Genomic DNA, 26,724 nt, shown 5'->3' with positions numbered 1-26,724 from the left:
ATAGTGCACAGGTGCTTCTTTCAAGTGAGCTCAATGGTATTATTCGCCATAGGCAAAAAATGCACTGAGACGCTAACGCTGAACGGGAAACCAATTCGATGACAACGACTGAATTATCTAAACTTGAAGACTTCCAAAACAAAGGGGTACTTAAACTCTCCAATGTCATCGATATTGAAAAGGTTGTCGATGTACGAACCCATTTTTGGCATGAAATTAACCGCAAATTTGGCATTAATGTCGATGAACCTAGCACCTGGTTTTCCGATACTAACAACCCTGTCGGAAACGCTCGCGCAAAACGATTGAACGGTATGGGCTCGATTATGCGAGATCTCAAAGCATCGGGTAAATTGGACGAAATAGAACATGCGATCCAGCCTGCTATCGATCATGTATTTGGCGCTCACGCATGGCGCCCTCTGGATCTTTGGTATTCTTTATTGAGTTTTCCAGGATCCGAGACGGTTTGGAATGTGCCCCATCAATCTTGGCATAATGATGAACCCACTGTGGTGGGAGACGCCGAACCTTGGAGTTTATTTGTCTTTGTATTTCTCGATAATGTGAGCGCGGACATGGGAGCCACAACCGTCGTTTCAGGATCGCACCGCCGTATAGCGTCTCTCGCCAAAGTACTCGGCACATCCAATAACGAAGCGTTAATAAACGCCTTTGAATCGGTGAATAGCGGACTTTTTGAAAACCCTAAAGACGTAACTCTATTGCCTATGGATCAGGTTTTAGAACCGCTAATTCAAGAAGACCCTTGGTTCCAAGCGCTGGTTAACGAAGGCCCCCCTGATAAACGCATCCAACGATTCATAGAGGAAGGCAGTACGCATAATAGTTTCGAACAAAAAGTCGTCCCATTAACTGGCGTGGCTGGTGATATCATTGTGTTTGATCCACGCTGCCTTCACACTTTTTCAGCGAATATTTCCAACCTTCCTCGACAAGTATTACGACTCGATTTTAGGCGCCAATGATAACTACCGACAAATGATCCTGCGTCGACATTTTTATTCAGACAATGAATAAGAATGCAGTCGCGGTGATTTCCCAATAAAATACAGCGCATACTCACTTCACTCTTCCTAAGGTTCTCATGACAACATTTACGCAACCCGATGATGACCTAGTACATGCGAGAAACGCGTTTGAAATCAGCGTGTCTAACTTTGCGACGGATCACACAGAAGTCGTTGCTGATATGCAGAAAGTGGTTGAAATATTGCTAACTAAAAAGCAGTTCGCTGAGGCATTAAAAGAGATAGAGCAATTAAAGAAGCTGGCCGTCACGAACAAAAAGATAAAAATCGCGATGCTGGAAATGAAAGGTCGTATCAAACAAGTGGGCGCTAGATCCGGTTTTCGATCCAGAGCCACCAAAAAATATACGACAAAAAATCCTAAGAGCGCTTAATCAAACCGAAAGCTCGATGCGGTCGTTCCGCCGAAAACGCCTTTTTCATGATAAACACACGTGGCTTGTGCGTTTTCTGCGGCACCAACAGCGACCATGAGTGGTATTAAGTGATCTTCTCTTGGATGACAAATTCGCGCGTAAGGCGCCTGCTCCCAATCGACTAATGACTGTGTTCTTTGCTCTGGCGTTGTGTGCATCAAGGCATTTTGTAACCAGGTATCAAACGCTGTTGACGGGACTTTGGCTTGCGGCCCCATCATGCGTAGATTGTGATAACTCAAGCCGCTACCGACGATCAATACACCTTCTTCACGCAATAGTTTCAGTGCACGACCAAGTGCCAAATGCTCCTCTGGATCAAGATTAGATTTGAGCGACAATTGTACCAAAGGGACATCCGCTTTTGGGTACATGACTTCCATCGGCGTGAACGCACCATGGTCAAAGCCTTTTTTGTCATCAAGTTCCACTGCAAAGCCAGCGTTTTTTATCAACGCAGCCACTCTTGAAGCCACTTCTGGGGAACCTGGTGCGGCGTATTTAACGTCATAAGTATGTGCCGGAAAACCGGAGTAATCGTATTCCATACCCGGCGTTGGATTGGATTGAACGCCAAAGGTTTTACGTTCCCAATGACCAGAAATCATCAGAACGGCTTTGGGTTTTTCTTTAAGCTGATTTGGCATATCTGCGAGCGCAGTTTCAAGATGAGCAAACATCGCACGCATGTCTGGAATGTAAGGCCAAGGGCCGCCGCCGTGGGAAATAAAATAAGTCGGTAACATAATGGTAAACCTCTGAAATAGCATAATTGGCCACCAAACTCATCGCTTCTTTGGCACAATTTGATGTTACTCAGTCTAGGCTTGCCACTGGGCTTGATCAATGCACATCTAGTTAACCCACTATTTCTAAATACGAAACAATATTCACCAACCCATTACTTATATTTCTTTTAAGTTCGATCAAAAAGAACTCATTAGTCACCTAATAAGTTCTTCAGAGGGTCAGTTGTTAACTTTTTTCATTACAAAAAACACGCAATCGATGGCCGTCTGGATCAAGTACTGTAAAGGTAGTTCCAAAGTCTAGCTCTGTGGTTTCTTGAATAATCTTCACACCTAATTCACGCCATTTGGCGTAATGAACTTGTAACGTACTAATACCATCCACGGTTAACGCCACCTCCATTGCACCTGCTTTCACATCGCCTACTTTAGGGATCACGTCATTTTTCGCCCACAGCGCAAATTTGTTGCCGGTTTCGGAGACAAACATGGCAAAACCGTCCATTGATTCCACTGGCTCTCGATCGAATAATGGACGATAAAAGTCCACGCTACGTTGAACATTGTCGACATACAAAATAATAAAGTTTGAAAGATCCATGCTGTTTTCCTATTCAATGTTTTGCTTATAAAAAAGCGTCGTTGCTGTCACCGAGTTTTGCCTCGATGACGATAGAATAAACAGCAGGTATGTCAGTTTCTGTCAGCAGTAATCAGTTGGCTTTTGTAGTGCTAATGTCATGAAGTGTCGCTCGCCAACGCTTTAACAAAGCATGGCGAGGTGTCGGATAACGCGTCTTTTCTAGTTCACAAGTCAGAAGTCGATCGGTACGAAAATTCCGAATTTCTTGTCGTAATTCACACCACGCTACCAACACACGGACTTCATCAAAATAACCCAATGCAAAAGGCCAAATACGACGCGTGGTTTTATTGTCTTTTAAGTCGTAATAGGTAATAGAAAGAATTTTTTCATCTCGGATCGCTAAGCGAACCTCAGGCATATTAACCGAGTCGATCACCGTATCTTTACTAGGACCAATCAGCAAAGAAGTGTCATCTAGTGTGTTCTTGAGTTCTGGCGGTAACACGGTGGCGATTTTATTCAGTGCGTTTTTTGCACCATCACTTAACTGGCTGTCAGTCCGTTGCGCCACCCAACGAGCGCCTAATACCAAGGCCTCTATTTCCTCATCATTGAACATCAAAGGCGGCAATAAAAAACCTGGCTTTAGGACATAACCCATTCCCGCTTCGCCTTCAATATTAGCACCTTGTTCTTGCAAGGTAGCAATATCGCGGTACAAGGTTCTTAGGCTAATTTCTAATGTCTCAGCAAGATGCTTACCTGCCACCGGATAACGATGGCTGCGTAGTAACTCAATCAGAGTAAGTAAGCGTTGGGAGCGAGACAAACTATTATTCTCCTGAAAAAGCCTTCATATTAGGCGGATAATCAGTGAAACCGAGTGCTAGCACATCCAAGGTAACGTCTTTAAAGCGCGCTAGTAACAATGCTTCTGCTTCAATCAGCGCATCGCTAATGGCTTTGTTTACCGCAATTTCAATGGGGCAAGACGTGTGTTCATCAGACAGTCCTATGGTGAAAACTGAACTGTCCCCCAGCGCATCATGAATGTCGAACAAGGTAATCTTGGATAGAGGGATCTCCAGCGACCAACCACCGCCGTGGCCTTTAACCGAAGTAACGTAACCTTTATCTCTCAAACCGGCCATGGTGCGGCGTACGACCACAGGATTGGTATTAAGCATACTGGCAATTTTGTCGGACGTTGCCGGAGCATCAAGCTGATCCATGTGAATCAATACGTGCAACATACGCGATAAACGACTGTCTTTTCTCATCAAAAATCTCATTAGCATTGATAATGCCGTTATTCTAACTCAGTTTTCATGAAACATTTAAAGTATCGTGAGTTGACTTTATTATTTCATGTAACTTATGATGTTTCTTGATGTAATTATTCAAACTTACAAATGAGGAACAAACTAATGCAACAAGATGTCATCATAATAGGCGGGAGTTTTGCTGGCTTATCCGCTGCTATGCAGCTAGTAAGAGGACAAAGAAAGGTGACGGTTATTGACGCGGGCGAACCCAGAAATCGCTTTGCCGACCAGTCACACGGATTTTTTGGATTAGATGGCGCATCGCCGCTGGCGATTCAACAGGAAACATACCGCCAATTACTAAAATATCCGACAGCCAGCATTGTTGAAGGAAAAGCGAGCGCGGTGGAAAAAAGTGCAGCAGGGTTCAACGTCACTCTGGAAGACGGTAGTACGCTGCACAGTAAAAAACTCATTTTAGCCACTGGTCTAAGAGACGAACTGCCCAATATTCCGGGGTTAAAAGAGCGCTGGGGTGCGACCGTCATTCATTGCCCTTATTGCCATGGTTATGAGGTGCGTAATCAACCACTTGGTGTCATCGCAAGCAGTGTGCTATCCGCTCATCAGGCGGGAATGATTCCTGATTGGGGGCCGACCACTTATTTTACTCAAGGTCTATACGAACCAGATGACGAACAACGTGCGTTTCTAATGAAACGCGGCGTGACCATTGAAAGCACGCAAGTATTAGAAGTACTCGGAAGGCCGCCAAAGATTTCCAGCGTATATCTTGCCGATGGCCGAACCATTTATATAGCGGCATTGTTTGTCGCTCCCAAAACACACATGTCGAGTCCCTTTGCAGAACAGCTAGGATGTGAATTCGAAGAAGGTCCGCTGGGTCTTGTCATTAAGACAGATGATTTTCAACAAACCAGTGTGAAAGGTCTTTTCGCCGCTGGCGATGTGTCTAATCCGATGCAAAACGCCACGCTCGCGTCGGCGTCTGGCGTTATGGCCGGTGTCGGAGCTCATAAGTCATTAATGCACGATTAAAAACAACACCGTCGCCTTTATCATGCCATTCAGAGGTAGAAAGCCAATTTTCACCTCTGTTTTGGCTCACTGGAATGCAAAACTCGTGTAATTAATATCTCCTTTGCTACGCTTTTTTTCGCCTCTACGTTGCCCACTCTGTGTTGAAAGCGCTTGTTAAGTAAACTCTACGTCATGAATATGAAATCCCAGATGACATAAGGGTTTCAGCGTATTTTCACGACATTTTTAAGCATCATAAAACAGGCTATGCTGTGAAAAAGAACGACACAACACAGATATTTATCAGGAGATAAAACATGTCTTTCAACATAGCAAAGCGCACTATTTTAAGCAGCATTATTGCCGCGTCATCTGTTTCAACCTTGGCGTTAGCGCAACAAGAAGAAGGTTTCACCGTAACGCCAAGTATTAGCTACTACAACATGGATGACGACCGAGTCATCAAGGATGACAAAGCCTATTCATTGGGTCTTGGTTATCAATTTAATAACCCTTGGGCAGTGGAGTTTGTTTACCTAAACGCCGACACGGAACAATCGAGCAGCGGCAGTAACGTCGATGTAGATCAATATCGACTAGACGGTTTGTACCACTTGCCAACAATCCGTTCGGCCAATCTCACGCCTTACCTAGCGGCTGGGGTGGGGACTACTGATTTTGGCAATTCGTCGAGCCACAACAACGTACAATTAAACGCTGGTGGCGGCTTGAAATACGCCGTAAATGATACGGTTTCCCTTCGTGCTGATTTCCGTTTGGTGGATGACGTAGAAGACCATCAAGTCGACAACATCACCTCGCTTGGCGTTCAAATGACCTTTGGTCGACCCTCCGCAAAATCGACTTCTGACGACAGTGGTTACACGCCGGTTGAAGCCACAACGTACACACAAATTGAGCCAGAACCAGAGCCGGTTTCAGCGACTGAACCACAGCAAGCCATTGAACCTGACGTTGCCAACACAAAAGCGGTACCTGCCGAAGACGTCATGCAAGACGAACCCGTAATGGTAGCGCCAGTTGTGGCTCAAAACGAAGAACCAGAATTAACGGAGCAAGCGCCCGAAGTCGCCGCATTACCTCCTGTTAAATTAAACGTTCTATTCGGTAACAACAAAACCGATGTGGAACAAAAGTACTACCCTGAAATAGAAAAGCTTGCCATGTACCTTAAAGAACACCCACAAAGCACCGTATTAATCGAAGGTCATACCGACGACAGCGGTGCCGCAAGCTACAATCAAACCGTTTCTGAAAAACGCGCTAAAGCCATTGCCGATGTGTTGATTAGAACCTTTGAAGTATCCGAAGATCGCGTCAGTGCCATTGGTTACGGTGAAGATACGCCTTTGTTTGACAATGACACCGCAGAACACCGCAAAGCCAACCGTCGTGTTGTGGCCATTATTTCATCGAAATAAAAACAACCACAAACTGTTCTAAAAACACAAAACGTCCGATGGAAACATCGGGCGTTTTTTTGCAAAATTGCTACTTTATGAACGTGCAGTGCTTACTTCTACCACAATCAATTTTCGTCATTCTGAAGTGAAAATTTACTGTAATAAGAAACGTATTTTCTACACTCTTTTACGCACTTTTTCATCGTCTAATCGCCCCAACACATCCCCATTGGTAAAGCTTACGTCATGATTGAGTAGCGGTGGTTCACGTCCTATTTTTTGCACTTTTTAGAGGGGCTTTTCAATAAAAAAATTGAAGCGTAATCTGAGTAGCGAACAACATAACACTATGTTCATTAGGAGAAATTCACATGTCTACCTCTTTTAAAACACGTACTCTTTTTAGCGGTGTCCTGATTGCTTCATCCATCGCGACCATGACCTATGCCGCAACGCCAAAAGAAGGCATCACAGTGACGCCGAGCATCGGCTACTACAACACAGATGGTGATAGACAAGCTGGCAATGATACATCTTACTCCATTGGAGTCGGCTACCAAACAAACAGCCCACTGGCCTTAGAGGCGGTTTACCTTCATTCAGATGCCAGTAAGCGCGGTCGCAACAACGATTTAGACCAGTACCGAGTTGATGGCTTATACAGCCTACCTGAGTTCACCACAGTGAGCTTAACCCCTTACTTGGCCGCTGGTGTTGGTATAACCGATGTTGATGGCGACTCAAACAACTTATTGGTCAATGCAGGTGGTGGCGTAAAATACGCCATTAATAGCGATGTCGATCTTCGTGCCGACTTCCGCATAGTAAAAGACATAGAAGACAACCATTTGGATAACGTTACATCGATTGGTGTGCAATACAGTTTCGGTATGCCAGGCCAGCAAGCGTCTAACTAAACGCTCGCAAGAACACGACTAGCCGAAAAAAGCCCCATCAAAACAAAAATGCCCAATGTTTCCATTGGGCATTTTTTATGCGTACTGTCCGTAAACCAAACCTTATGTCACGCCGCGATCCGCTAAAAAATCGCACACGCCTTTGGCCGCTAAACGCCCTGTGGCAAAACACGCCGTTAGCAAATACCCACCGGTTGGCGCTTCCCAATCTAACATTTCACCGGCACAAAAAACGCCCGGAACAGCGTTCAACATCAAGACGGAATCCACACTGCTTTCGCACACACCACCGGCGCTGGAAATCGCTTCATCGATCGACTTCGTTTTATAAAAACTCACTGGCACCGCTTTTAAACAACGCGCTAACGATTCCGGCGTATGAAACGCTTCTTTCGAGAAAAACTCATGCAGTAAAGCCGCTTTCACACCACTGATACCCAACGTACGTTTTAAATATTTACCAAATGATTCCTTCGCCTTGGTATTACGCAGTTTTTTAATCACTTGTTCTTCGTTTTGTAGAGGCAAAAAATCCATCAACAAAGACGATTGACCTGAATCATTAATACCATCTCGTAAGTACTTAGAAAAAGCATAAACCAGACTGCCTTCCATGCCGTCTTTGGTGACAATGCATTCGCCTTTTTTCGTCACCACGTGACCATCGTTTAAGGTGAAAGAAAACGCGACGTCTTTCAATGGACTGCCAGCGAACTTCGTTTGCAGATGCTCGCTCCACTCGCTGTAAAAGCCACAATTAGCACTTTGTAGTGGTGCAACCGAAACACCACTATCTTGTAAAGTAGACAGCCAAGCACCGTCAGAGCCAAGCTTAGGCCAGCTAGCCCCGCCCATCGCCAACACAATCGCATCCGCCTGAACGACAACATCGTCGCCATTGTGGTCAAACGTCACTCGGTTATTGTCCAATGCGATCATTTTGTGGCGCATATGGAATACCACACCCGACTCACGCAAACGCGTCAACCAATGACGTAGTAATGGCGCGGCTTTCATGTCTTTAGGAAATACTCGACCGGACGTTCCCACAAAGGTTTCAATGCCCAAGTTATGAATCCAATCACACAAGGCATCGGCGTCAAACTGACCGATTGCCGTGTCTAACCAATTGGCTTTGTCGTAATAACGTTGAATGAACTCAGGATACGCTTCGGAATGGGTAATGTTCATGCCACCCACACCAGCCAATAAAAACTTACGGCACGCGCTGGGTTTAGCGTCGTAGACATGAACCTGATGACCGGCGGCACAAATACCTTCAGCCGCCATCAAGCCCGCAGGGCCCGCGCCGACAACAATGACTGTTTTTTGCATTTGCACCACTTCTTGCATACTTGCCAACATCACTTTAAAGAGTTACTAAAAAAGAAGCGCATGATAAAGAATTTTGCTGCTAGCACCAATGGCTCACAGCAAAATAGTAATCGTTAGCTTATGTTTTAGGTTTACTCTGCACGCCAGCCGTCAACGCAAGTCGCATGGCCTCTTCAACGCCGACATCCAATTCAGTTAAGCGATCTCGTGAAATATACAGAGTAATTCCGCCAATTTGATAACTTAACGGCACATACACACCCACTAAGTCTTGCTCACCAAACAGCTGTTTTCCAGTTTGTTCGCCGGTCACAAACCCAATCACTTGAGCGCCGTTCCATTCCAGCGACACCACGTTTTTCATTTCTTTCTTTTCGGCGAGGTTGAACACCATCATCATGTCTTTGATCGCACCATAAATGGACTTCACCAAAGGAATGCGTTCAAAAATGTTATGACTGAGCTTCACCAAATAACGCACACCATAAAGATTGACCAAGAAACCAATCAACATCAAGGTGCCCAATGTGGCAAGGAGCCCCAATCCAGGAAAATACAAAACATCAGGAATCAGGAACAACAAGATCGGCTGAGCGAGTGCTTCTCCTGTGGCCAATAACCAATAAATCAAATACACCGTCAAGCCTATCGGCAAAACCGCGACCAAGCCTTTTAACAATAAAGAAATCAGTTTGTTCATTTTATGAATGATCCTATGAATTTGTTCACAGCATAACGCAAGCTTTGTGCCACACCTATGACTCTCGCACCACTTAACGAAAAGATTGCCGAAACATCATAGGCCTTATACTCTTTTGCTCAATATCTACTTATTTACTGTCTCTTATTACTCAACGGAGTAAAAATGTGAATTACAAACGTCTAGAAACCTTTGTCTGGGTTGCCTCATTAGGTAATTTCCGCAAAGCCGCAGAACGACTTCACACCACACAACCCGCGATTTCGGCTCGAATTGCGGGGCTAGAAGCTGAGTTAGGCGTCAAACTCTTTGAGCGCGAAGGCGGCTCAAGCCCAATTATGCTGACGTCAAAAGGCAAAGAACTGTTGCCCTATATTGAAAAAATTCTTTATCAAACAGAACAATTACGAAAACGCGCAGGCATTTCAAATGCATACTCTGGCGTACTGCGTTTGGGCGTATCGGAAACCATCGTCAACACTTGGTTGCCCGATTTCCTGTCGCGGCTGCACAAGGACATGCCCAACCTAGATGTCGAAATGACGGTGGATGTCACCGCGAACCTAACGACAAGTATCAAAGACCGAACCTTGGATTTAGGTTTATTAATGGGGCCAATTTCAGAGCCAAATATCATCAATCGTGAACTCTGTACTTTTTCGCTCTCTTGGGTCGCCAGCCCAACATTAGACTTACCAGATCGGCTCTTATATTTGGAAGAATTAGCTAAATGGCCAATTATTACTTACGCCCGCGCCACCAAACCCTATATAGAAATCAATCAAAAATTCCGTGAACTCGACGGACCACCAGCACACTTTTTTGCCTCGACTTCTTTAGCCGCCTGCCGCAGTTTAGCAATTGATTCCGTCGGTATTTCAACACTACCAAACATCATGATTACAAAAGAACTAGAAGCGGGAACTTTACGAAAGATAAAAGCCGTTTGGACGCCAAGCGACCTCACATTCACCGCGTCCTATTCGGATGAGCCGTTTAATCCCATTGCGGAAGTGGCGACCAATATCGCCGTCATCGCTGCTCAGGAATACAACAAAAAACAGAGCACTGATTAAAGCCTCAAGCCTAAAAATTCTGACAAGAAAAAAGCTTGGCGCTCTATACGCCAAGCTTTGAGAAATTCATAAAAAACACAAAACTAACCATTTACGATAGGCTGCCATTGTTTTGCCAAATCCAATAGTGCCTGATCCATACCATTGCCCGCAGTCAACATCAGCCCCATTGGCTCTTGTTGAAAGCAAAATGGCAAAGAAAGGCTACAGCCATTTAAGACATTCGCTAACGACGTATTACGCAAGCACAATACATTCAAACGATCGTATTCAGAGTCTTGTTCTAAATCAGACAACTTAGGCGCGACAACGGCAACGGTCGGCAGCAAGAAAACCGTATTCGGCTCATCCTCTGCCATCTGCTGAATAAATGCATGTCGAGCAGCTTGAGTCTGCTGAAAATCTTCAGATTTAATGGTGTTAGCACGCACTATGCGAGAAGCGACTCGCGGGTCAATGTTCGCCGTCGCCAAATCATAAGCCTTGCTATAAAAAGCCTGACATTCAAACGCCGAGAACTGCCATACAGGCAAGGTTTTGTAGCTTTCTAGTGCTGCAATAAAGCGTCGTTCAACCACAATACCCGCGGCCTCAAGACGCGCTAATTTCTCGTTAAAGCCTTGCTCAACCAGAGCATCCAAATCATTCATACCAAAGTTACTTGGCACGACGAATGTCAGTTGAGAAAGATCGGCTCCATTTTTCGTGCCAGAAGCCCCAGACAATATATGCCAAAGCCGTTCGCATTCTTCAACCGTTTTGGCAATAGGACCAACTGAATCAAGCGCATCTGATAAAGGCAAACTGCCTTCTCTTGATACCGTTTGCTGAGACGGTTTAAACCCCGTTAAACCACAAAATGCCGCCGGAATACGCAACGAACCACCCGTATCCGTACCCAATGCGGCATCGGCTGCGCCCAAGGCGACAGACGCGGCACCACCACTGGTTGATCCTCCGGTAATACGACCCGGATTTATTGGATTATCCGGCGTGCCATAATGCGGATTTAATCCCAATCCAGAATACGCCAGTTCCGTCATATTGGTGTGACCCAAGAAACTCGCACCCGCTTTTCTTAACAAGGCAACCGCCGCCGCATCCTGTAGAGCGGGCTGTTTGTTGATAAAAACGGATCCCGCTTGAGTTTTATAGCCTTCCACTTGAAACAGGTCTTTAATCGAAATAATTGCTCCGTTTAAGGGACCTTCTTGTGGTGCCACATAATCAAAAAGCTCTGTAAAAACGTTTCGCCCTTTTGCATCCAATATTTCCTGTGCTTGTTTCCACTGAGTAATCAACTCTCGGCCTTGCCAAGCAAAATTCAGTTGTTTTGATTGCGTCATACATTAGCCCACTGTTAACCATGCTTTGAAGGTGTCTTCACACGAAATAACCCCTCACGTTTTTCTGGAAAATTACCTTTATTGGACCACTCCGTCAAAGAGAGAATAATCGACAACGATCTCTTGATAAAAAAAATTGATCAAATAGCCCAAAAAAACACGATTAGACTTTTAAGGTAAGCTAGATCTACTCTTAATGAACCAATTGTGGCAAGAATAAGGAAAACGTTAATGAAGCAAGCACCGTCACCTTTACTGCAACAAACCTCTGATTTGCGCCACGCGATCCGCAATAAAACACATACCGGCGTGACTAGCGGCTTAGCGCAAGGCGCAATGCAAGGTAATGTGGTTATTTTGCCTGCGGATTGGGCAAGCGAATTTTTGCTTTATTGCCAGAAGAATCCTGTTTCTTGTCCTTTGATTGGCGTGTCTGAAGTTGGCAGCTTTGCCATGCCAGAACTTGGCGATGACATCGACATGCGCCACGACATCCCAGAATACTATGTGTATCGCAATGGTGTGAAAGTTGAAAGCCGCTCAGACATCGAGGATTTATGGCAAGATGACATGGTGGCTTTTGTATTAGGCTGTTCTTTTTCTTTTGAACATGCCTTGTCTCAAGCGGGCCTTACTCCTAGAAACATAGAAGAAGATGTGAACGTTTCTATGTTTGAAACCTCGATTGCCACCGTACCAGCAGGACGTTTTTTCGGTAACACCGTTGTAACGATGCGTCCATATACACCAAAAAATGCGATCCGAGCGATTCAAATCACCACACGCTTTCCAAAAGCACACGGTGCACCGCTACACTTTGGTACACCACAAGACATTGGCATTACGGACTTAAGCAAACCTGAATACGGTGACGCCGTTACGGTAAAAGAAGGCGAAGTCCCTGTTTTTTGGGCCTGTGGCGTGACGCCGCAAGTGGCCATTCGCAACGCTAAACCCCCTATTTGCATTACTCATGCTCCGGGTAAAATGCTAGTGACTGATATTTTGGACACCGATCTCGCGGTTCTTTAGGAAATTAAAAAAGAACTCAGCCTCCACACAGGGCTTAATACTGTGTAATACATAACAACAACGACATGTAAAAAAGGAACGAGAACTATGTTGAAATTAACCAGCGCGTTACTTATTGGTGGACTTGCGTCTACCGCCAGCTTTGCAGAAAAATGGCACATGCCTACGCCTTACGGAGACGGTAACCTACCGACTCAAATCGCTTATACTTTTGCTCAAGAAATCAAAGACAACACCAAAGGTGAACTTGATATTACGGTTCACTCCGGTGGTTCATTGGTTAAACACACTGAAATCCCTCGCTCTGTTAAAACAGGACAAGTACAAATCGGTGAAGTGTTTCTCGGCATTTTAGGCAACGAAAATCCTATTTATAAGCATGACAATATTCCTTTTTTAGCCACGTCTTTTGAAGACGCGCAAAAACTATGGGAAGCCGCTAAACCAGAAGTATCAAAACAACTGGATAAAGACGGTATGATGTTGCTGTACGCCGTAGCTTGGCCTGCTCAAAGCCTTTACAGCGAAGAACCGGTAAATACACTAGCTGACTTAGCAGGCACAAAAATGCGTGCTTACAGCCCGTCTACGTCACGCCTTGCGGACTTAATGGGTACGACACCAACAACGATTCAAGTACCAGACATTCCTCAAGCGTTTAGCACGGGGATCATCCAAGCAATGATCACGTCACCTTCTACCGGTGTTGACAGCCAAGCGTGGGATTATGTTAACAACTACACGGATATCCAAGCTTGGATCCCGAAAAATATTATTGTGGTGAACAAACGTGCTTTCCGCCGTTTAGATAAAGCCACCCAGCAAGTCATACTTGATGCTGCAAAACACGCAGAAGCAGCAGGTTGGACAAAAGTGGCAGCACGTGCAGAGAAAGATAAAGCGACCTTGGTTGAGAACGGCATGACCGTATCAGACCCTTCTCCTGCGTTGCTAAAAGAACTGCAAGCCATTGGTAAAACCATGACAGAAGAATGGACAGCTGAATCTCCAAAAGATGTTGGCGCTATTTTGTCTCGTTACCAGAACGGAATGTAAAGAGAACAACCCCTCCCTAGCCCTCCCCTTCCAAGACATAAGGGGAGGGGACAAGTGCTAAAGCCTGACCCTTTGAAGATATGAAAGGAAGGGACAAGTGCTAAACCCCGACTCTTTGAGATATGAAGGGGGGAGGCAAAGCTCTAAGCTCCTCCCCCTGACAAGGGGGAGGTTGGGAGGGGGTTCCATGAACCTGCCTCAATTCTCTTCAAAAAAGTGAACACTATGAGCCAAATAAAAGAAAAACTTTACCAATGCTCTGGCCTGTTGTCCGGTTTGTGTATCGTCATTATTACCTTGTTATTGTTAGCACAAATCGTTGGCCGCTTATTCGGTTTCATTGTGCCGTCTGCAGATGACTTTGCAGGCTATGCTCTGGCGTCCTCTACCTTTTTAGGGCTGGCTTATACTTTCCGTGAAGGTGGGCATATTCGTGTCACTCTGCTGATACAACGCTTCTCGCCTGTGCCTCGTAAAATACAGGAAGGCATTATCCTCATATTGTCTCTCGGGTTGCTGTGTTACTTGTCTTACGCTTGTTCTTATATGGTGTACGAATCTTACATTTACGACGAAGTCTCTTACGGCTACGTCCCTGTTCCTCTGTGGATACCACAAATGCCCGTTGCAATTGGTGTTATCGCGCTCAACTTAGCGATCTTGGATGCATTCATTATGGTGCTTAGAGGCAAAAAACCAACTTACAGTGAACAAGAAGACGCGCTGTCTTTGGAGGAAATCTAATGGATATGATGTGGATTTCAATCTTCTTGGCGGTTGCCATGCTCGTCCTTTTATCCTTAGGCGTTTGGGTGTCTTTTACCCTAATCGCCATTGGTGGTTTGGGCTTAATTCTTTCTGAAAATTATCAAGTCGATTTGCTTTTCGCGACGTCTAGTTGGGGCGCCAGCACCGCGTGGTCGCTGACGGCTTTGCCTCTGTTTATTTGGATGGGTGAAGTCCTTTTTAGAACACGACTATCAGAAGATTTATTCAAAGGTCTGTCGCCTTGGTTGGGCAACGTTCCAGGTAAATTATTGCATGTGAACATTCTTAGCTGCGGCATTTTTGCTGCGGTGTCTGGTTCATCAGCGGCCACCGCCGCAACGATTGGACGTATGACCTTGCCTGAACTGCGCAAGCAAGGTTACAGCGATCGCATGGCCATAGGTACGCTGGCTGGATCGGGGACGTTGGGATTACTGATTCCACCGTCGATTATTTTGATTGTGTATGGCGTTGCCGCTGAAGTATCTATCGCTCGCTTGTTTATCGCTGGCGCGTTACCAGGCTTATTATTAGTGTCCTTATTTATGGGTTTCACCATGATTTGGGGCCATCTGCACAAAGACGAATTACCTAAAACAACGGGGCATGAAACCAGCTGGTCTGCACGTATCAAAGGCTTACGTAAGCTCTTGCCTGTAGTCGGTTTGATTGGCTTTGTTTTAGGTTCTATCTACGGTGGTATTACCACACCGACCGAAGCCGCCGCCATTGGCGTAACAGGCGCGCTGATCCTTGCCGCTTGTACTGGCTCGCTCAGCCGTCATAGCTTCATGGAAAGCTTATTAGGCGCGGTAAAAAGCTCCTGCATGATTGGTTTCATCTTGGTTGGCGCGCACTTTTTAACGCTTGCAATGGGCTTCTTAGGCATTCCTAAAGCTTTGGCTGTGTGGATTGCGGGCATGTCGCTTTCACCGATGGAACTGATTTTATATCTGACGGTTTTATTTGTGATATTGGGCTGTTTCTTAGATGGTATTTCTGTCGTAGTACTCACCGTTGCCGTGATATTGCCTATGGTACAAGCCGCGAATATCGATCTGTTATGGTTTGGTATCTTCATTGTTTTGGTGGTGGAAATGTCGCAAATAACCCCGCCCGTTGGCTTCAATCTATTTGTGATTCAGGCCCTGACAGGGAAAAACATTCTCTATGTCGCAAAAGCCGCATTGCCATTCTTCTTGCTCATTGGCGTCGCGATTCTTTTGATCAGCATTTTTCCTGAAATTGTGACGTATTTACCGACCACCATGTCGCAAAATTAACCCGCCTCATTATTAAACAGGCAAGAGGAATCAAACATGAAATTAAATTGCGATATGGGCGAAGCATTTGGCGCTTGGACAATGGGCTTAGATGATAAAATTATGCCCTTTGTGGATCAAGCCAACATTGCCTGCGGCTTTCACGCGTCCGACCCATTAACCATGGCGAAAACCGTTGCCTTAGCCAAACAACACAATGTAACCATTGGCGCACATCCGGCTTATCCAGATTTGGTCGGCTTTGGCCGACGTAATATGGACATTGCACCAGCCGAGTTAAAAGCAATCATTCAATACCAAATTGGCGCGCTAAAAGGCCTTTGTGAAAGCCAAAACACCCAAGTGGATTACGTGAAACCTCATGGTGCTTTGTACAACACCATGATGGCGGATTTCACGGTATTAGAAACGGTAATGCAGGCGGTAAGCGAGTTAGACGCCACATTAATCTTGATGGTAATGGCCGTTCCAGAAGCACCTGAAATTAAAAAAATGGCTAAGAAATACGGCCTCACCATTTGGTTTGAAGCCTTCTCTGATCGTTTGTACACAGACGAAGGGCGTCTTATGCCACGCAAAGAACCCAACGCGGTTCATGCCAGCTTTGACCTGATTGAAAGACAAGTCGAGCAGTTATGCGAAACAGGCACGCTCACCACGGCATCGGGCAAACAGCTTGCCATTCATGCGGACACCATCTGCGTACACGGCGACGGCGCTCACGCCTTGGATGCTGTCACGCGCATTCGTACGCTGGTCGATCGACTTAAACTTAATCCTCCAAGTAAGACAAGCGCGAAATAAACCATGAGCCATGCAGATTTTCCGAACATTGACATGGTCAGTAATCAGGCTTGCTTACTGACCTTTAGTCACGTTATTAGCGAAGCGACCTCAAACTACATTGCCCAAGTGACGCAGAACCTAAAAAACCTTGCTGGCATTGTGGATTTGGTGCCGTCTTACACCACCTTATTGGTTGTTTTTGATGATGATCATTACGATCGTTTTGCCATTTTTAAAGCCATTCGCCAGACCATAGAGGCCATTGATCCAAACAACGTTTCCCTAATCGACAGCCGTGAAGTAGTGATTCCAGTGTATTACGGCCAAGAAGTTGGCCCAGATATGGAAGACGTAGCAAAGCATTGTCAGCTCAGCATGGAAGAGATCATTAAACGCCACAGTGAAACAGTTTATCGCGCCTACGCGATCGGCTTCACGCCGGGCTTCGCCTTTTTAGGCAATACGCCCGATGAACTGCATGTACCAAGAAAAACCACACCACGATTAAAAGTACCCATTGGTAGTGTGGCCATTGCGGAAAACCAAACGGCGGTTTACCCCAGTGTGACACCGGGTGGTTGGCAAATTATTGGCCGCACCCCCATTAATTTGATTGATTGGGGCAGTAAAAACCTCGCCCTGATTGCGATGGGCGATTCTGTACGATTCGAGTCAATTTCTCGAGATGAGTTCTTAGTACAAGGAGGTCAGCTCGATGGCTTTTAAAGTAATCAAACCCGGTTTATTGGCCTTAGTTCAAGATTTAGGCCGTCACGGTCATCAGTCTATTGGCTTAACCACTGGCGGCCCGATGGATGAAGTGGCGTTTCGCTGGGGCAATGCACTACTCGATAACGACCCCAATAGCGCGCAGATTGAAATCACCTTCGGTATGTTCACCTTAGAAGCACAAGCCAATACCAGCATCGCCATCACAGGTGCAGATCTTGGAGCAACACTGAACGATAAAAGTATTCCGCCTTGGCAAACTTACGCCATCAAAAAAGGCGACATTCTGGCGTTTCATCAACCTGTTTGGGGATTACGAGCGTACCTCGCGGTAAAAGGCGGGTTCCTTTGTGAACCCACATTAGGCAGCGTAGCGACCGTCATGCGTGAAAAAATTGGTGGCTTAACAAGTAAAGGTGACAAGCTGAAAAAAGGCGATTCACTTAGCTATCATACGAGCCATGATCACCAACAACGCGCCGTCCCTCGTTTGGCTATTCCAAATTATGGCAATAAAGAAATCCCGGTGATTTTGGGCTACCAATATCAATCCTTCTCGTCTTTAGAGCGCGCTAATTTCTTCTCCAGCGACTACACAGTGTCATCAAATTCGGATCGAATGGGTTATCGACTGGAAGGCAAAGCCGTTCACACGGAGCTTAAAGGCATTATTTCGGAAGGCATTGCGTATGGTGCGATTCAGATCCCGAAAGACGGCCAGCCGATTGTGTTACTACGCGACAGACAAACCATTGGCGGTTACCCAAAAATGGGCTGTGTGACGCGAGTCGGCGGCGGCATTCTTGCGCAACAAAAGCCAGGGGATATTATTCAATTCACGCCGATTACGGTGGATCAAGCCGAGCAAGAACGTCACCTGCAAATGGCGCGTCTTGCTCAATGGCGCTAGCGAATAAATGAACCCGCTGAAATGTTAACCGTGTGTCACTAACCGTAACACTTTCTTACAAAATTCCAGACTCCCCCCCCTCTTTATTATCCTAAACTGATTAAGTAACACTCAACCACGCAAATGCGTGGTTTTAGTGTCTCTAATAAAAAAATAACAATGAGAATGATTGTAGATGGTTAAGCTCCCTTTAAAAACCGCAGGAAAACTGCTTCCTCAAGCACTCATTTGGCTGTTGATTATCGCCGTAACGACCTCAACTTTCTTTGTCTATTGGATCACTCACGAGCAAAGCCTCTTGGTAAAACAAGAAAGACAAACGTACTTTCAGCAATTGATGTCTGAATACTCGTTAATATTTACCTACAGCTATCAGTATTTAGATGAACAGAGTTTGCAGCCGTACTTTCTTTCTTTGTTACGCCATGACGGCATTGATGCCGTAAAAGCGCAATTTGATAACGGCGTCATCATTGAAGAAAGTAAACTAACCACGCCGACGAATAACTGGTCGCTTCAAGCGCCGATCTACCAAAGTATTAACTCAAAAGAAACCATCGGCCAATTCTATTTATCCGTCAATACTGAGTTCCAAGACAGTCACTTAGGCCAGCTAAAAAAGAACCTTATCCTTTTATTTGTTTGCATTTGGACTATCTTACTGGCGTTTATTACGGTCTTTATGCATAAAAAGATAACGTCTCGCTTGTCACACATTTCATCGCAGCTAGATAGCCTGAAAGACAATGATTTCAATGAATCAACAACGCCCATCGGCTTAATGTTTGAGAAAAAATCAAAAAACGAAGTCGACGATGTCATGCTCAGTGTCATACGAATTTTGCGAATGAGCCGGGTGAGTTCTCGATTTAATAAACGCCAGTTTGGGAGCCTCAGTAAACAGCAAGAAAACAATGAACAATTGATTGAAGACCAATCCGAGATAATAGAAAGTTACACCCTTCATCTAAAAGAAACGCAGCATCAACAACAGGCAGTGCTTGATAGCCTTCCATTGCGAATTTTTTGGAAAGATAAAGAAGGCGCTTACCTTGGTGCTAATCGTCTTTACTTACAAGATATGGGCTGCGACATGGACACACTGATCGGTCACAAAGACGATGAGTTTTCGTGGCAAAAACGAGCGCAGTTAACCATGGCAGATGACCGATCAGTAATGGAATCTGGTAAAGGACAACACGACTTCAAAGAAAACATTTTACTGCACAACAATACCTGTGAATGGGTGATTAAAAGCAAACTGCCTTTATGGTCTTCAGAACAGTTCTCAGAACAAAAAATCCTCGGGATGATTGGTTTCTATCAACACATTGCAAACAGCCAGCCAGTTGACCTTAAGAAGAATGACGAGCGCTCATGATTCGACGTCTGACTCTTTATATCACCCTGTTTTTCTCTTGCTTAATAGGTCAAGCGTACGCTGACGAGCTGCGCTTTGGTTTTACCGGTCCGTTAACAGGACAGAATGCGTTCCTCGGCAACGAAGCAGTAAGAGGCATACGGTTAGGTTTTGAACGCATTAATAATCGTGGAGAATTGAATTATCGAGTGTCTTTATTTCCCTTAGACGATCAATATGAGCCGAGTAAAACGGTACCTCAAGTCGAAAGGTTAATTGAAAATGTTGGCGTGAAAGCCTTGATCGGGAGTATTGGAACGCCCACTAATCTGGCTACACTGGATACATTAGCAAAATACGGCATTCCACTGATTACACCGCTTTCGGGCGCGAAATCACTTCGTGCAGAACGCGCCGCACCGTTCATTTTCAATGTAAGAGCAAGCTATACTGATGAAGTGTATTTTTTAATCAATACGTTGACAAAGATATACAACATCCGTCCGGATGAAATTGCAATTTTCGCCCAAAAGGACAGTTATGGTGATGCAGGATTAAGCAGCGCCATGCAGGCGTTATCTCAAGCGGGACTAAAAGACCCAACGTCTGTATTACAGATTCGACACCCCCGAAATAACACAGAGGTCGATCATGTGGTGGCTGATATCTTGGGCGTGTTCCCAATACCAAAGGCCATTATTATGGTCAGCACTTATGAAACCACCAGCAATATCATTGAGCGCCTCGCGCAATTTGACATTCACCCACTCTATGCGACCTTGTCTCTCTCCGGTTTAGAAGCGATATCACTGCGCACAAAAAATACGTCCTGCAATATCATCATCTCGAAAACGGTACCGCCGTTAACACAGTCGGATTCTCCGTTGGTGAAACAATTTATCGAAGACATGGCGAAATCAGGCGATACATTGCCGCCCACCACAATACAATTTGAAAGCTACATCAATGCATTGGTGGTTGAACAAGCCCTTTTGCCGCTAAAAGGCATGCCCACGAGCCAAGCCATTGAAACCAGTTTGAAACAGCTCGCCGAAGACAACAAATACAACCAAAGCGAATCGATACTGCAGTTTTTTAATCAGAACAAACAGCGATTATGGATACAACTTATTGGCAACGGATTCAGTAAAGATATGGGTGCAGAACACAGCATGACACCCTCTCATTCCAATCGAGACCTAACGGACTAATATGATGAAAGCCTTAAAAAAACGTCCTTTATCTATCGCGCCACTCATATGGTTACTCACTGCTGTTGCCTTAATCTCATCTATTATTGGCGCAGTCATCCTAACGGCCACGTTGCAAGAGCTGTCACAACAACGACAAAGTCTAAGAGCAAAGCAGTCACTATTACTCGATGCCACCGCAGAAATTAGGGAAATAGTACCGGCTCAAAAAAATCGTCTTCGCCAAGCGTTATTTGACGGTTCAAACGAAATGTCGGAAGACCGGAGCAATGTGCAGCGCTATCAAGCGGCTGTTCTCGCCCTTCACAGCGCCTCGACGGGCAACACAGAAATCTCCAATATCACATCTCAACTGGAAAACAGTGGTCAAGAAATCCAAGCGCTGACCAGCAGAATTAACCGCTGGTACATATACAAATCCCGCTACCTCACGAAAAAAGAAACCACTAATACACAAGGCAAAACACTGGCTCATTTGGACAATTTGAAGCAGCTTATTTATTCCATGACAGGCAAAGCGAGGCTAAAAGAAAACGCGTTAATCTACCAATACAACACGTCAAAAAATGCTGAAAGAGACACACTGGCCAAGCAGTATTTAACACTGCGTTTGGCTAGGTTAGAATCCGCGCTTAATACCGCCATGGAAGACGTGACCACGCTTGAGCTCGCGGTGAGCGTGATTGTTCACTCAGATTCTCTCAATACCATCATCGATCTCAAAGACAATCAAATGAAGTCCTCTTTGGATCGTTTGGATTATGTCATCGCTGAAACCGCCAAGACTTACCCTGAAGCCGCCAAGATGCTGCAAGACGAACGTCACGCGCTTGGGGAAACCTTATTTGGTACAAACTATATATTTGACCAAAATGACCAAGTCATTCGATTGGGAGCAGGTGGCTTGTTTAAGGAGCGGTTAGAGCTGCGATTAATCGGCCAAGGGAAAACAGAACTCAATAACCAGCTGGAATCTATTTTTCTGCCATTGCCGAGGTTCTTGGACCAAATTGGCGAATTTGTACAATCCAACTCCAAGGAGTTAGAACAAGAAATCGGTGATCAGCTCACCGATGTGAGATTACGCATCATCTGGATCAGCGCCATCGGCATCGTCATTCTGCTGTTATTGGCGTGGGCCATTTCTCGTAAAATGACGCGCCAATTATCAGGGTTCGTAGAAAGTGAAGAACGCTTTCGTTCTATATTCGAAATCACACCCGATCCAGCTTGGATATTAGTCGACAAAAAAATGGTGGAGTGCAATCAGGCCGCTATTACTACGCTTCAATACCCAACGGTGGGGAAATTGCTCGGTACAGAGTTGAATCGTCTGTCGCCTGTCACTCAAGCGGATGGCGCGAACTCCATACTCAGTTTAGAAGACCATTTGGAAGAAGCGGCGCTCAAAGGCCACACGCTCACCGAGTGGGTCTTCCAGCGGACGGATGGCGAACTGATCTATGCCGACATGACCATTTTATCGATTGTTTTTGATAATAAACCCGCCGCCATTATTACTTGGCGAGACGTGACCGAACGCTATATGTCACAACAATCTCTCACTCACTACAAAGTTCAATTGGAAACGGAGATAGAAAAACAAACTCGAGAATTACAAGCGGCCAAAGAAATCGCCGAGAACGCAAACTTGGCGAAAAGTGAATTCCTCGCCAACATGAGCCATGAAATTCGCACACCAATGAACTCGATCATTGGCATGTCGTCTCTTGCACTTCAAACGGATCTGGACAGTAAGCAACGTAATTACATTGAAAAAGTCAGTTATTCGGCGGAATCCTTGCTGAACATTATCAATGACATTTTGGACTTTTCAAAAATCGAAGCGCGCAAAATGGACATTGAAAATGTGCCCTTCACATTACAAAACGTCGTCGATGATGCGGCGACCATTTTAGAGCTAAAAGTCGAAGAAAAAGAACTAGAGCTCATCATTGATATGCACCCTGATATTCCCGAAAAACTCATTGGGGATTCGACAAGGTTGCGTCAAATATTACTCAACCTTGGCAACAACGCGGTTAAATTCACCCAAAAAGGTGAAATTGTCCTGCGCATTTTGCCTTTCAAACAAAGCTCTGATGAACACATCATTCATTTCTCGGTACAAGACACAGGCATCGGTATCAGTAAAGAACAACAAGACAAGCTCTTTCAATCTTTTTCTCAAGCAGATACGTCGACCACCCGACGATTTGGTGGCACAGGGTTGGGGCTCGCCATTTCTAAGCGCCTGATTGAGTTAATGGGCGGCAGTATTTGGGTCGAAAGTGAAGAAGGCAAAGGCAGCACATTTAATTTTACGGTGTGTTTTCAGCATTGCGAAAACACACCAGTTGATTATTCATTTGATGACAAAACCGCCTTTAAACAAGTGCTCATTGTGGATGACAATGACACGGCAAGAGAAGTATTGCAGGCCAATGTGAAAGCGCTTGGTTTTGACTATCATAGTTGCAGCAGTGGACAAGAAGCTGTCCGTTATATTGAGTCTCTTAAAGGCAGTTCTCAACCTTATCCACTCATGCTAATTGACTGGAAAATGCCGGATCTCGACGGCATAGAAACCTGCAAAGCTATTTTGGAAAAAATACCCGACGAGTCCACGCTGACCTTGATCATGGTCACGGCGTATGGGCAAGAAGAAGCTCGTACTGCGGGCGCCAACCTTCCCATTGCAGGCTACTTGACCAAACCCGTTACGACCTCCAGTTTGTTTGATGAAATCATCAAGGTCTGCGGCCCTAAATCCCAACATATCATCAGCCAAAACGACTGCCAAGCTGACACTACGTTGTTGTGTCAGCTTGAGGGCGCAAACGTATTATTAGTAGAAGACAATGAAATAAACCAAGAACTCGCCGTCGAAATTTTGTCCAAATATGGCATTAAAGTCACCACAGCAAACCATGGCCAAGAAGCCATAGACATGCTTAAACCTGGACGTTTTGACTGCATATTAATGGATTGCCAAATGCCGATTATGGATGGTTATACCGCAACGCGTCACATTCGAACTCTGCCTGAATACGATGACACGCCCATCATTGCCATGACCGCGAATGTGATGCTAAATGACATTAAACAAGCTGAAGACGCGGGTATGGACGATCACATCGCCAAGCCAATTCATTTGGAAACCATGTTTGCCACCCTACTCAAATGGATTAAGGTGACGCCGTATTCTATGGCTCAAAAAACAATCGCTGCGACGCGCCACACGAAGCGCAATTTATTCCCCAACAGTCCAATCATTGACACCGAACTAGGGCTCGCAAGAACACAAACCAGCACCCTCTACATTCGATTGTTGAAACGTTTTTTAGCCACTCAAACGAACTTCATTCAGGAGTGTCGTACTTATCTAGACAACCAAGATCCGTTGGCGGCCACGCGACACGCTCATACCTTAAAAGGCGTCGCAGGCACATTGGGCATGACGGCACTGGAAACCTCATCAGGCAAATTGGAAAAAGCGCTTGATGACGCAAAAAATGATATTTCACCTATACTGTTTTTAGTAGAAAGTGATTTGAACCTCACTCTAAAAGCATTACAACATTGGCAGGACATCACTAAAGAGAGCGATAAAACTACGGAAAGCGATGCTCAAACTGTGCCGGCGATTGACGCAATAGCGTTACAAGAAAAACTAAACACATTAAAGACTTATCTAGACGACCATTTTGCGGAAGCACTCACGATTGCTGAAGAGTTGCTTCCTCATATGAAAGACCGCCAAACGCATAAACACATGACGAAGCTAATTTCCGCACTGAATGTGTATGACTTTGATTTGGCAATCGAACATTTCACTCTACTTAAACCGTATTTGGAAGGGCCTTGAGCTGTAATGATCATGACAGACACAAAATTTGAACACGGTACCATTGAACCATCGCTAGACAAACCCACGCTTTTGATTGTTGATGACACACCACAAAACATCGATGTATTGGTTGCCTCATTGTCTGATGAATACACCATAAAAGTCGCACTTAATGGCTTAAAGGCCTTGGCGATTGCCGCGACGAATCCACGTCCAGACATTATTCTGTTGGATGTCATGATGCCCGACATGGATGGCTACGAGGTCTGCAAACGCCTAAAAGAAAGCCCAATGACAGCAAAAATCCCTGTCATTTTCGTGACCGCAAAACACGACATCAAAGACGAAGAACGCGGCTTTGCAATGGGTGCGGTGGATTACATTATTAAACCCATCAGCCCACCGATTGTGCGAGCTCGAGTCCGAACGCACATCGCGCTATACGACCAAAACAGACAACTACAGAAAAAAGTCGCCGAACGCACCCAAGCGCTCGAAGCCAGCCAATTAAGAATCATCCATCATTTAGGCCAAGCCGTTGAATACCGAGACAATGAAACGGGGGCGCATGTTATTCGCATGAGTCACTACACTCGTTTTATTGCAAAAGCCTACGGTGGTAATGACGATTGGGTGAGGAAAATTTTCCTCGCGGCGCCCATGCATGACGTTGGTAAAATAGGCATTCCTGATTCCATTTTATTAAAACCGGGCAAGCTCACACCGGATGAATGGGAAATCATGAAACGTCATACCATTTTTGGCGGAGAGATTTTTTCTGATGACGATGATCCTATGCTAAAAATAGCGAAAACCATTGCCCTAACCCATCATGAAAAGTGGGATGGCAGCGGTTACCCCAATGGTTTAAAAGGCGAAGAGATTCCCATCGAAGGCCGCATTGTGGCGATTGCGGATGTGCTGGATGCACTGATGTCTAAGCGCCCGTACAAAGAAGCATGGTCACTAGAAGAGTCACTGGCCTATATTCAAGATAACTCTGGGTCTCATTTTGACCCAAGCCTCACACCCTTAATGGAAGGTATCACCACAAAAATTCTTGACGTTCGAAAACAGTATCCAGACGAATAGTGAAATCGTATTGATAAAACCAAGTCATAGCTTTAGACAATCGAAACATTAGAAAACAACAATTTCATCAATCGATCATTTTTCCTTAGTATGTGTTTTGTTGGTAACGCAAACACAAACACTTATTAGGAGATACACCATGATCAACACTCAAATCAAACCATTCAATGCAACCGCTTTTAAAACGGGCGAATTCGTAGAAATTTCTGAAAAAGACGTATTAGGAAAATGGTCTATCTTCTTCTTCTACCCAGCTGACTTCACGTTTGTTTGCCCTACAGAACTGGGTGACGTTGCGGATCATTACGCAGACCTTCAAGCACGTGGCGTTGAAGTCTTCTCTGTTTCTACTGACACTCATTTCACTCATAAAGCGTGGCATGACAGCTCTGAAACCATCGGCAAAATCAACTACTTCATGGTAGGCGACCAATCAGGCAAGATCACCAACAACTTTGGCGTGATGCGTGAAGGCCAAGGCCTTGCAGATCGTGCGACTTTCTTGGTCGATCCAGAAGGCATTATCCAAGCAATGGAAATCACAGCGGAAGGTATTGGTCGTGACGCAGAAGATCTAATGCGCAAAGTGAAAGCTGCACAATATGTCGCGGCTCACCCAGGTGAAGTTTGCCCAGCGAAATGGAAAGAAGGCGAAGCCACTCTTGCCCCTTCTCTAGACCTAGTCGGCAAAATCTAAGCTAACGGTTGGTTAGACCTGAAATAGGTCTTGGCTCCTTCTC

25 protein-coding genes are annotated in these 26,724 nt (G+C 45.3%); 18 read left to right on the top strand and 7 right to left on the bottom strand.

What is annotated here, in order from left to right:
• Positions 1 to 98 precede the first annotated feature (98 nt).
• Positions 99 to 989, top strand: a complete 891-nt coding sequence (locus MP3633_RS01250; protein ID WP_176334148.1) for a phytanoyl-CoA dioxygenase family protein — start codon at positions 99 to 101, stop codon at positions 987 to 989.
• A 119-nt stretch (positions 990 to 1,108) separates the two neighbouring features.
• A complete protein-coding gene (locus MP3633_RS01245; protein WP_176334147.1) occupies positions 1,109 to 1,426 on the top strand; it encodes a hypothetical protein in 318 nt (105 codons plus the stop codon).
• Here the strand turns inward: MP3633_RS01245 and MP3633_RS01240 are convergent.
• The 4 genes from MP3633_RS01240 to MP3633_RS01225 all read right to left on the bottom strand — a co-directional run bounded on the left by MP3633_RS01240 (position 1,423) and on the right by MP3633_RS01225 (position 4,083).
• A complete protein-coding gene (locus tag MP3633_RS01240) occupies positions 1,423 to 2,214 on the bottom strand; it encodes a DODA-type extradiol aromatic ring-opening family dioxygenase (protein WP_176334146.1) in 792 nt (263 codons plus the stop codon). The genes MP3633_RS01245 and MP3633_RS01240 overlap by 4 nt on opposite strands.
• A gap of 229 nt (positions 2,215 to 2,443) precedes the next feature.
• The gene (locus MP3633_RS01235) at positions 2,444 to 2,818 is read right to left on the bottom strand and encodes a VOC family protein (RefSeq protein ID WP_176334145.1); all 375 of its coding nucleotides are present in this window, start codon (positions 2,816 to 2,818) and stop codon (positions 2,444 to 2,446) included.
• A 112-nt stretch (positions 2,819 to 2,930) separates the two neighbouring features.
• Positions 2,931 to 3,632, bottom strand: coding sequence for a helix-turn-helix transcriptional regulator (locus MP3633_RS01230; RefSeq protein WP_176334144.1), 702 nt, complete (start codon positions 3,630 to 3,632; stop codon positions 2,931 to 2,933).
• Between the two features lie 4 nt (positions 3,633 to 3,636).
• Entirely contained in the window at positions 3,637 to 4,083 is a 447-nt protein-coding gene (locus tag MP3633_RS01225) for an Rrf2 family transcriptional regulator (RefSeq protein WP_176334143.1), read from the bottom strand.
• A 147-nt stretch (positions 4,084 to 4,230) separates the two neighbouring features.
• On the opposite strand from MP3633_RS01225, the gene MP3633_RS01220 reads away from it, so the two are divergent.
• From MP3633_RS01220 to MP3633_RS01210, 3 genes are all read left to right on the top strand, one after another.
• Positions 4,231 to 5,127 carry an NAD(P)/FAD-dependent oxidoreductase gene (locus tag MP3633_RS01220; RefSeq protein ID WP_176334142.1) on the top strand — a complete coding sequence of 299 codons (897 nt, stop codon included), beginning with the start codon at positions 4,231 to 4,233 and terminating at the stop codon, positions 5,125 to 5,127.
• Positions 5,128 to 5,426: 299 nt separating this feature from the next.
• Positions 5,427 to 6,551, top strand: coding sequence for an OmpA family protein (locus MP3633_RS01215; protein WP_176334141.1), 1,125 nt, complete (start codon positions 5,427 to 5,429; stop codon positions 6,549 to 6,551).
• Between the two features lie 353 nt (positions 6,552 to 6,904).
• Entirely contained in the window at positions 6,905 to 7,450 is a 546-nt protein-coding gene (locus MP3633_RS01210) for a porin family protein (RefSeq protein ID WP_176334140.1), read from the top strand.
• Between the two features lie 102 nt (positions 7,451 to 7,552).
• On the opposite strand, the gene MP3633_RS01205 is transcribed toward MP3633_RS01210, so the two are convergent.
• Together MP3633_RS01205 and MP3633_RS01200 are read right to left on the bottom strand one after the other, a co-directional pair.
• Positions 7,553 to 8,785 (bottom strand): TIGR03862 family flavoprotein, encoded by a 1,233-nt coding sequence (locus tag MP3633_RS01205; protein ID WP_244959759.1) that lies wholly within the window; start codon positions 8,783 to 8,785, stop codon positions 7,553 to 7,555.
• Positions 8,786 to 8,903: 118 nt separating this feature from the next.
• The gene (locus MP3633_RS01200) at positions 8,904 to 9,485 is read right to left on the bottom strand and encodes a DUF502 domain-containing protein (protein WP_112135588.1); all 582 of its coding nucleotides are present in this window, start codon (positions 9,483 to 9,485) and stop codon (positions 8,904 to 8,906) included.
• A 167-nt stretch (positions 9,486 to 9,652) separates the two neighbouring features.
• On the opposite strand from MP3633_RS01200, the gene MP3633_RS01195 reads away from it, so the two are divergent.
• Positions 9,653 to 10,561 (top strand): LysR family transcriptional regulator, encoded by a 909-nt coding sequence (locus tag MP3633_RS01195; RefSeq protein WP_176334138.1) that lies wholly within the window; start codon positions 9,653 to 9,655, stop codon positions 10,559 to 10,561.
• Between the two features lie 83 nt (positions 10,562 to 10,644).
• Here MP3633_RS01195 and MP3633_RS01190 read toward each other — a convergent pair whose 3' ends face one another.
• Positions 10,645 to 11,907 (bottom strand): amidase family protein, encoded by a 1,263-nt coding sequence (locus MP3633_RS01190; RefSeq protein ID WP_176334137.1) that lies wholly within the window; start codon positions 11,905 to 11,907, stop codon positions 10,645 to 10,647.
• A gap of 231 nt (positions 11,908 to 12,138) precedes the next feature.
• Here MP3633_RS01190 and MP3633_RS01185 point away from each other — a divergent pair, with 231 nt between their 5' ends.
• From MP3633_RS01185 to ahpC, 12 genes are all read left to right on the top strand, one after another.
• Positions 12,139 to 12,939 carry a putative hydro-lyase gene (locus MP3633_RS01185; protein ID WP_176334136.1) on the top strand — a complete coding sequence of 267 codons (801 nt, stop codon included), beginning with the start codon at positions 12,139 to 12,141 and terminating at the stop codon, positions 12,937 to 12,939.
• 87 nt (positions 12,940 to 13,026) lie between these two features.
• Positions 13,027 to 13,995 carry a TRAP transporter substrate-binding protein gene (locus MP3633_RS01180; RefSeq protein WP_112135595.1) on the top strand — a complete coding sequence of 323 codons (969 nt, stop codon included), beginning with the start codon at positions 13,027 to 13,029 and terminating at the stop codon, positions 13,993 to 13,995.
• A gap of 225 nt (positions 13,996 to 14,220) precedes the next feature.
• Positions 14,221 to 14,739: a TRAP transporter small permease gene (locus MP3633_RS01175; RefSeq protein ID WP_176334135.1), complete on the top strand. Its 519-nt coding sequence runs from the start codon at positions 14,221 to 14,223 to the stop codon at positions 14,737 to 14,739.
• Complete coding sequence (locus MP3633_RS01170; RefSeq protein ID WP_112135596.1) at positions 14,739 to 16,046, top strand: TRAP transporter large permease; 1,308 nt, start codon at positions 14,739 to 14,741, stop codon at positions 16,044 to 16,046. The genes MP3633_RS01175 and MP3633_RS01170 overlap by 1 nt, the downstream gene beginning before the upstream one ends.
• A 36-nt stretch (positions 16,047 to 16,082) precedes the next feature.
• On the top strand, positions 16,083 to 16,850 hold the full coding sequence (locus MP3633_RS01165) for a 5-oxoprolinase subunit PxpA (RefSeq protein ID WP_176334134.1): 768 nt from the start codon (positions 16,083 to 16,085) through the stop codon (positions 16,848 to 16,850).
• A 3-nt stretch (positions 16,851 to 16,853) separates the two neighbouring features.
• Positions 16,854 to 17,558, top strand: a complete 705-nt coding sequence (gene pxpB / locus MP3633_RS01160) for a 5-oxoprolinase subunit PxpB (protein WP_112135599.1) — start codon at positions 16,854 to 16,856, stop codon at positions 17,556 to 17,558.
• A complete protein-coding gene (locus MP3633_RS01155) occupies positions 17,548 to 18,471 on the top strand; it encodes a 5-oxoprolinase subunit C family protein (RefSeq protein ID WP_176334133.1) in 924 nt (307 codons plus the stop codon). Before pxpB ends, MP3633_RS01155 begins: the two co-directional genes overlap by 11 nt.
• A 175-nt stretch (positions 18,472 to 18,646) precedes the next feature.
• Positions 18,647 to 19,852, top strand: coding sequence for a PAS domain-containing protein (locus MP3633_RS01150; RefSeq protein WP_176334132.1), 1,206 nt, complete (start codon positions 18,647 to 18,649; stop codon positions 19,850 to 19,852).
• Positions 19,849 to 21,042, top strand: a complete 1,194-nt coding sequence (locus MP3633_RS01145; protein ID WP_176334131.1) for an ABC transporter substrate-binding protein — start codon at positions 19,849 to 19,851, stop codon at positions 21,040 to 21,042. The genes MP3633_RS01150 and MP3633_RS01145 overlap by 4 nt, the downstream gene beginning before the upstream one ends.
• A gap of 1 nt (position 21,043) precedes the next feature.
• The gene (locus MP3633_RS01140; protein ID WP_176334130.1) at positions 21,044 to 24,910 is read left to right on the top strand and encodes a response regulator; all 3,867 of its coding nucleotides are present in this window, start codon (positions 21,044 to 21,046) and stop codon (positions 24,908 to 24,910) included.
• A gap of 12 nt (positions 24,911 to 24,922) precedes the next feature.
• Entirely contained in the window at positions 24,923 to 25,984 is a 1,062-nt protein-coding gene (locus MP3633_RS01135; protein WP_176334129.1) for a response regulator, read from the top strand.
• Positions 25,985 to 26,123: 139 nt separating this feature from the next.
• On the top strand, positions 26,124 to 26,681 hold the full coding sequence (ahpC, locus tag MP3633_RS01130; RefSeq protein ID WP_176334128.1) for an alkyl hydroperoxide reductase subunit C: 558 nt from the start codon (positions 26,124 to 26,126) through the stop codon (positions 26,679 to 26,681).
• Positions 26,682 to 26,724 lie beyond the last annotated feature (43 nt).

Origin of the sequence: Marinomonas primoryensis, assembly GCF_013372285.1 — a bacterium.
GTDB classification, from domain to species: domain Bacteria; phylum Pseudomonadota; class Gammaproteobacteria; order Pseudomonadales; family Marinomonadaceae; genus Marinomonas; species Marinomonas primoryensis.
Note: the sequence above shows the minus strand (reverse complement) of the source record. Positions and strands in the feature narration are given on the sequence as shown.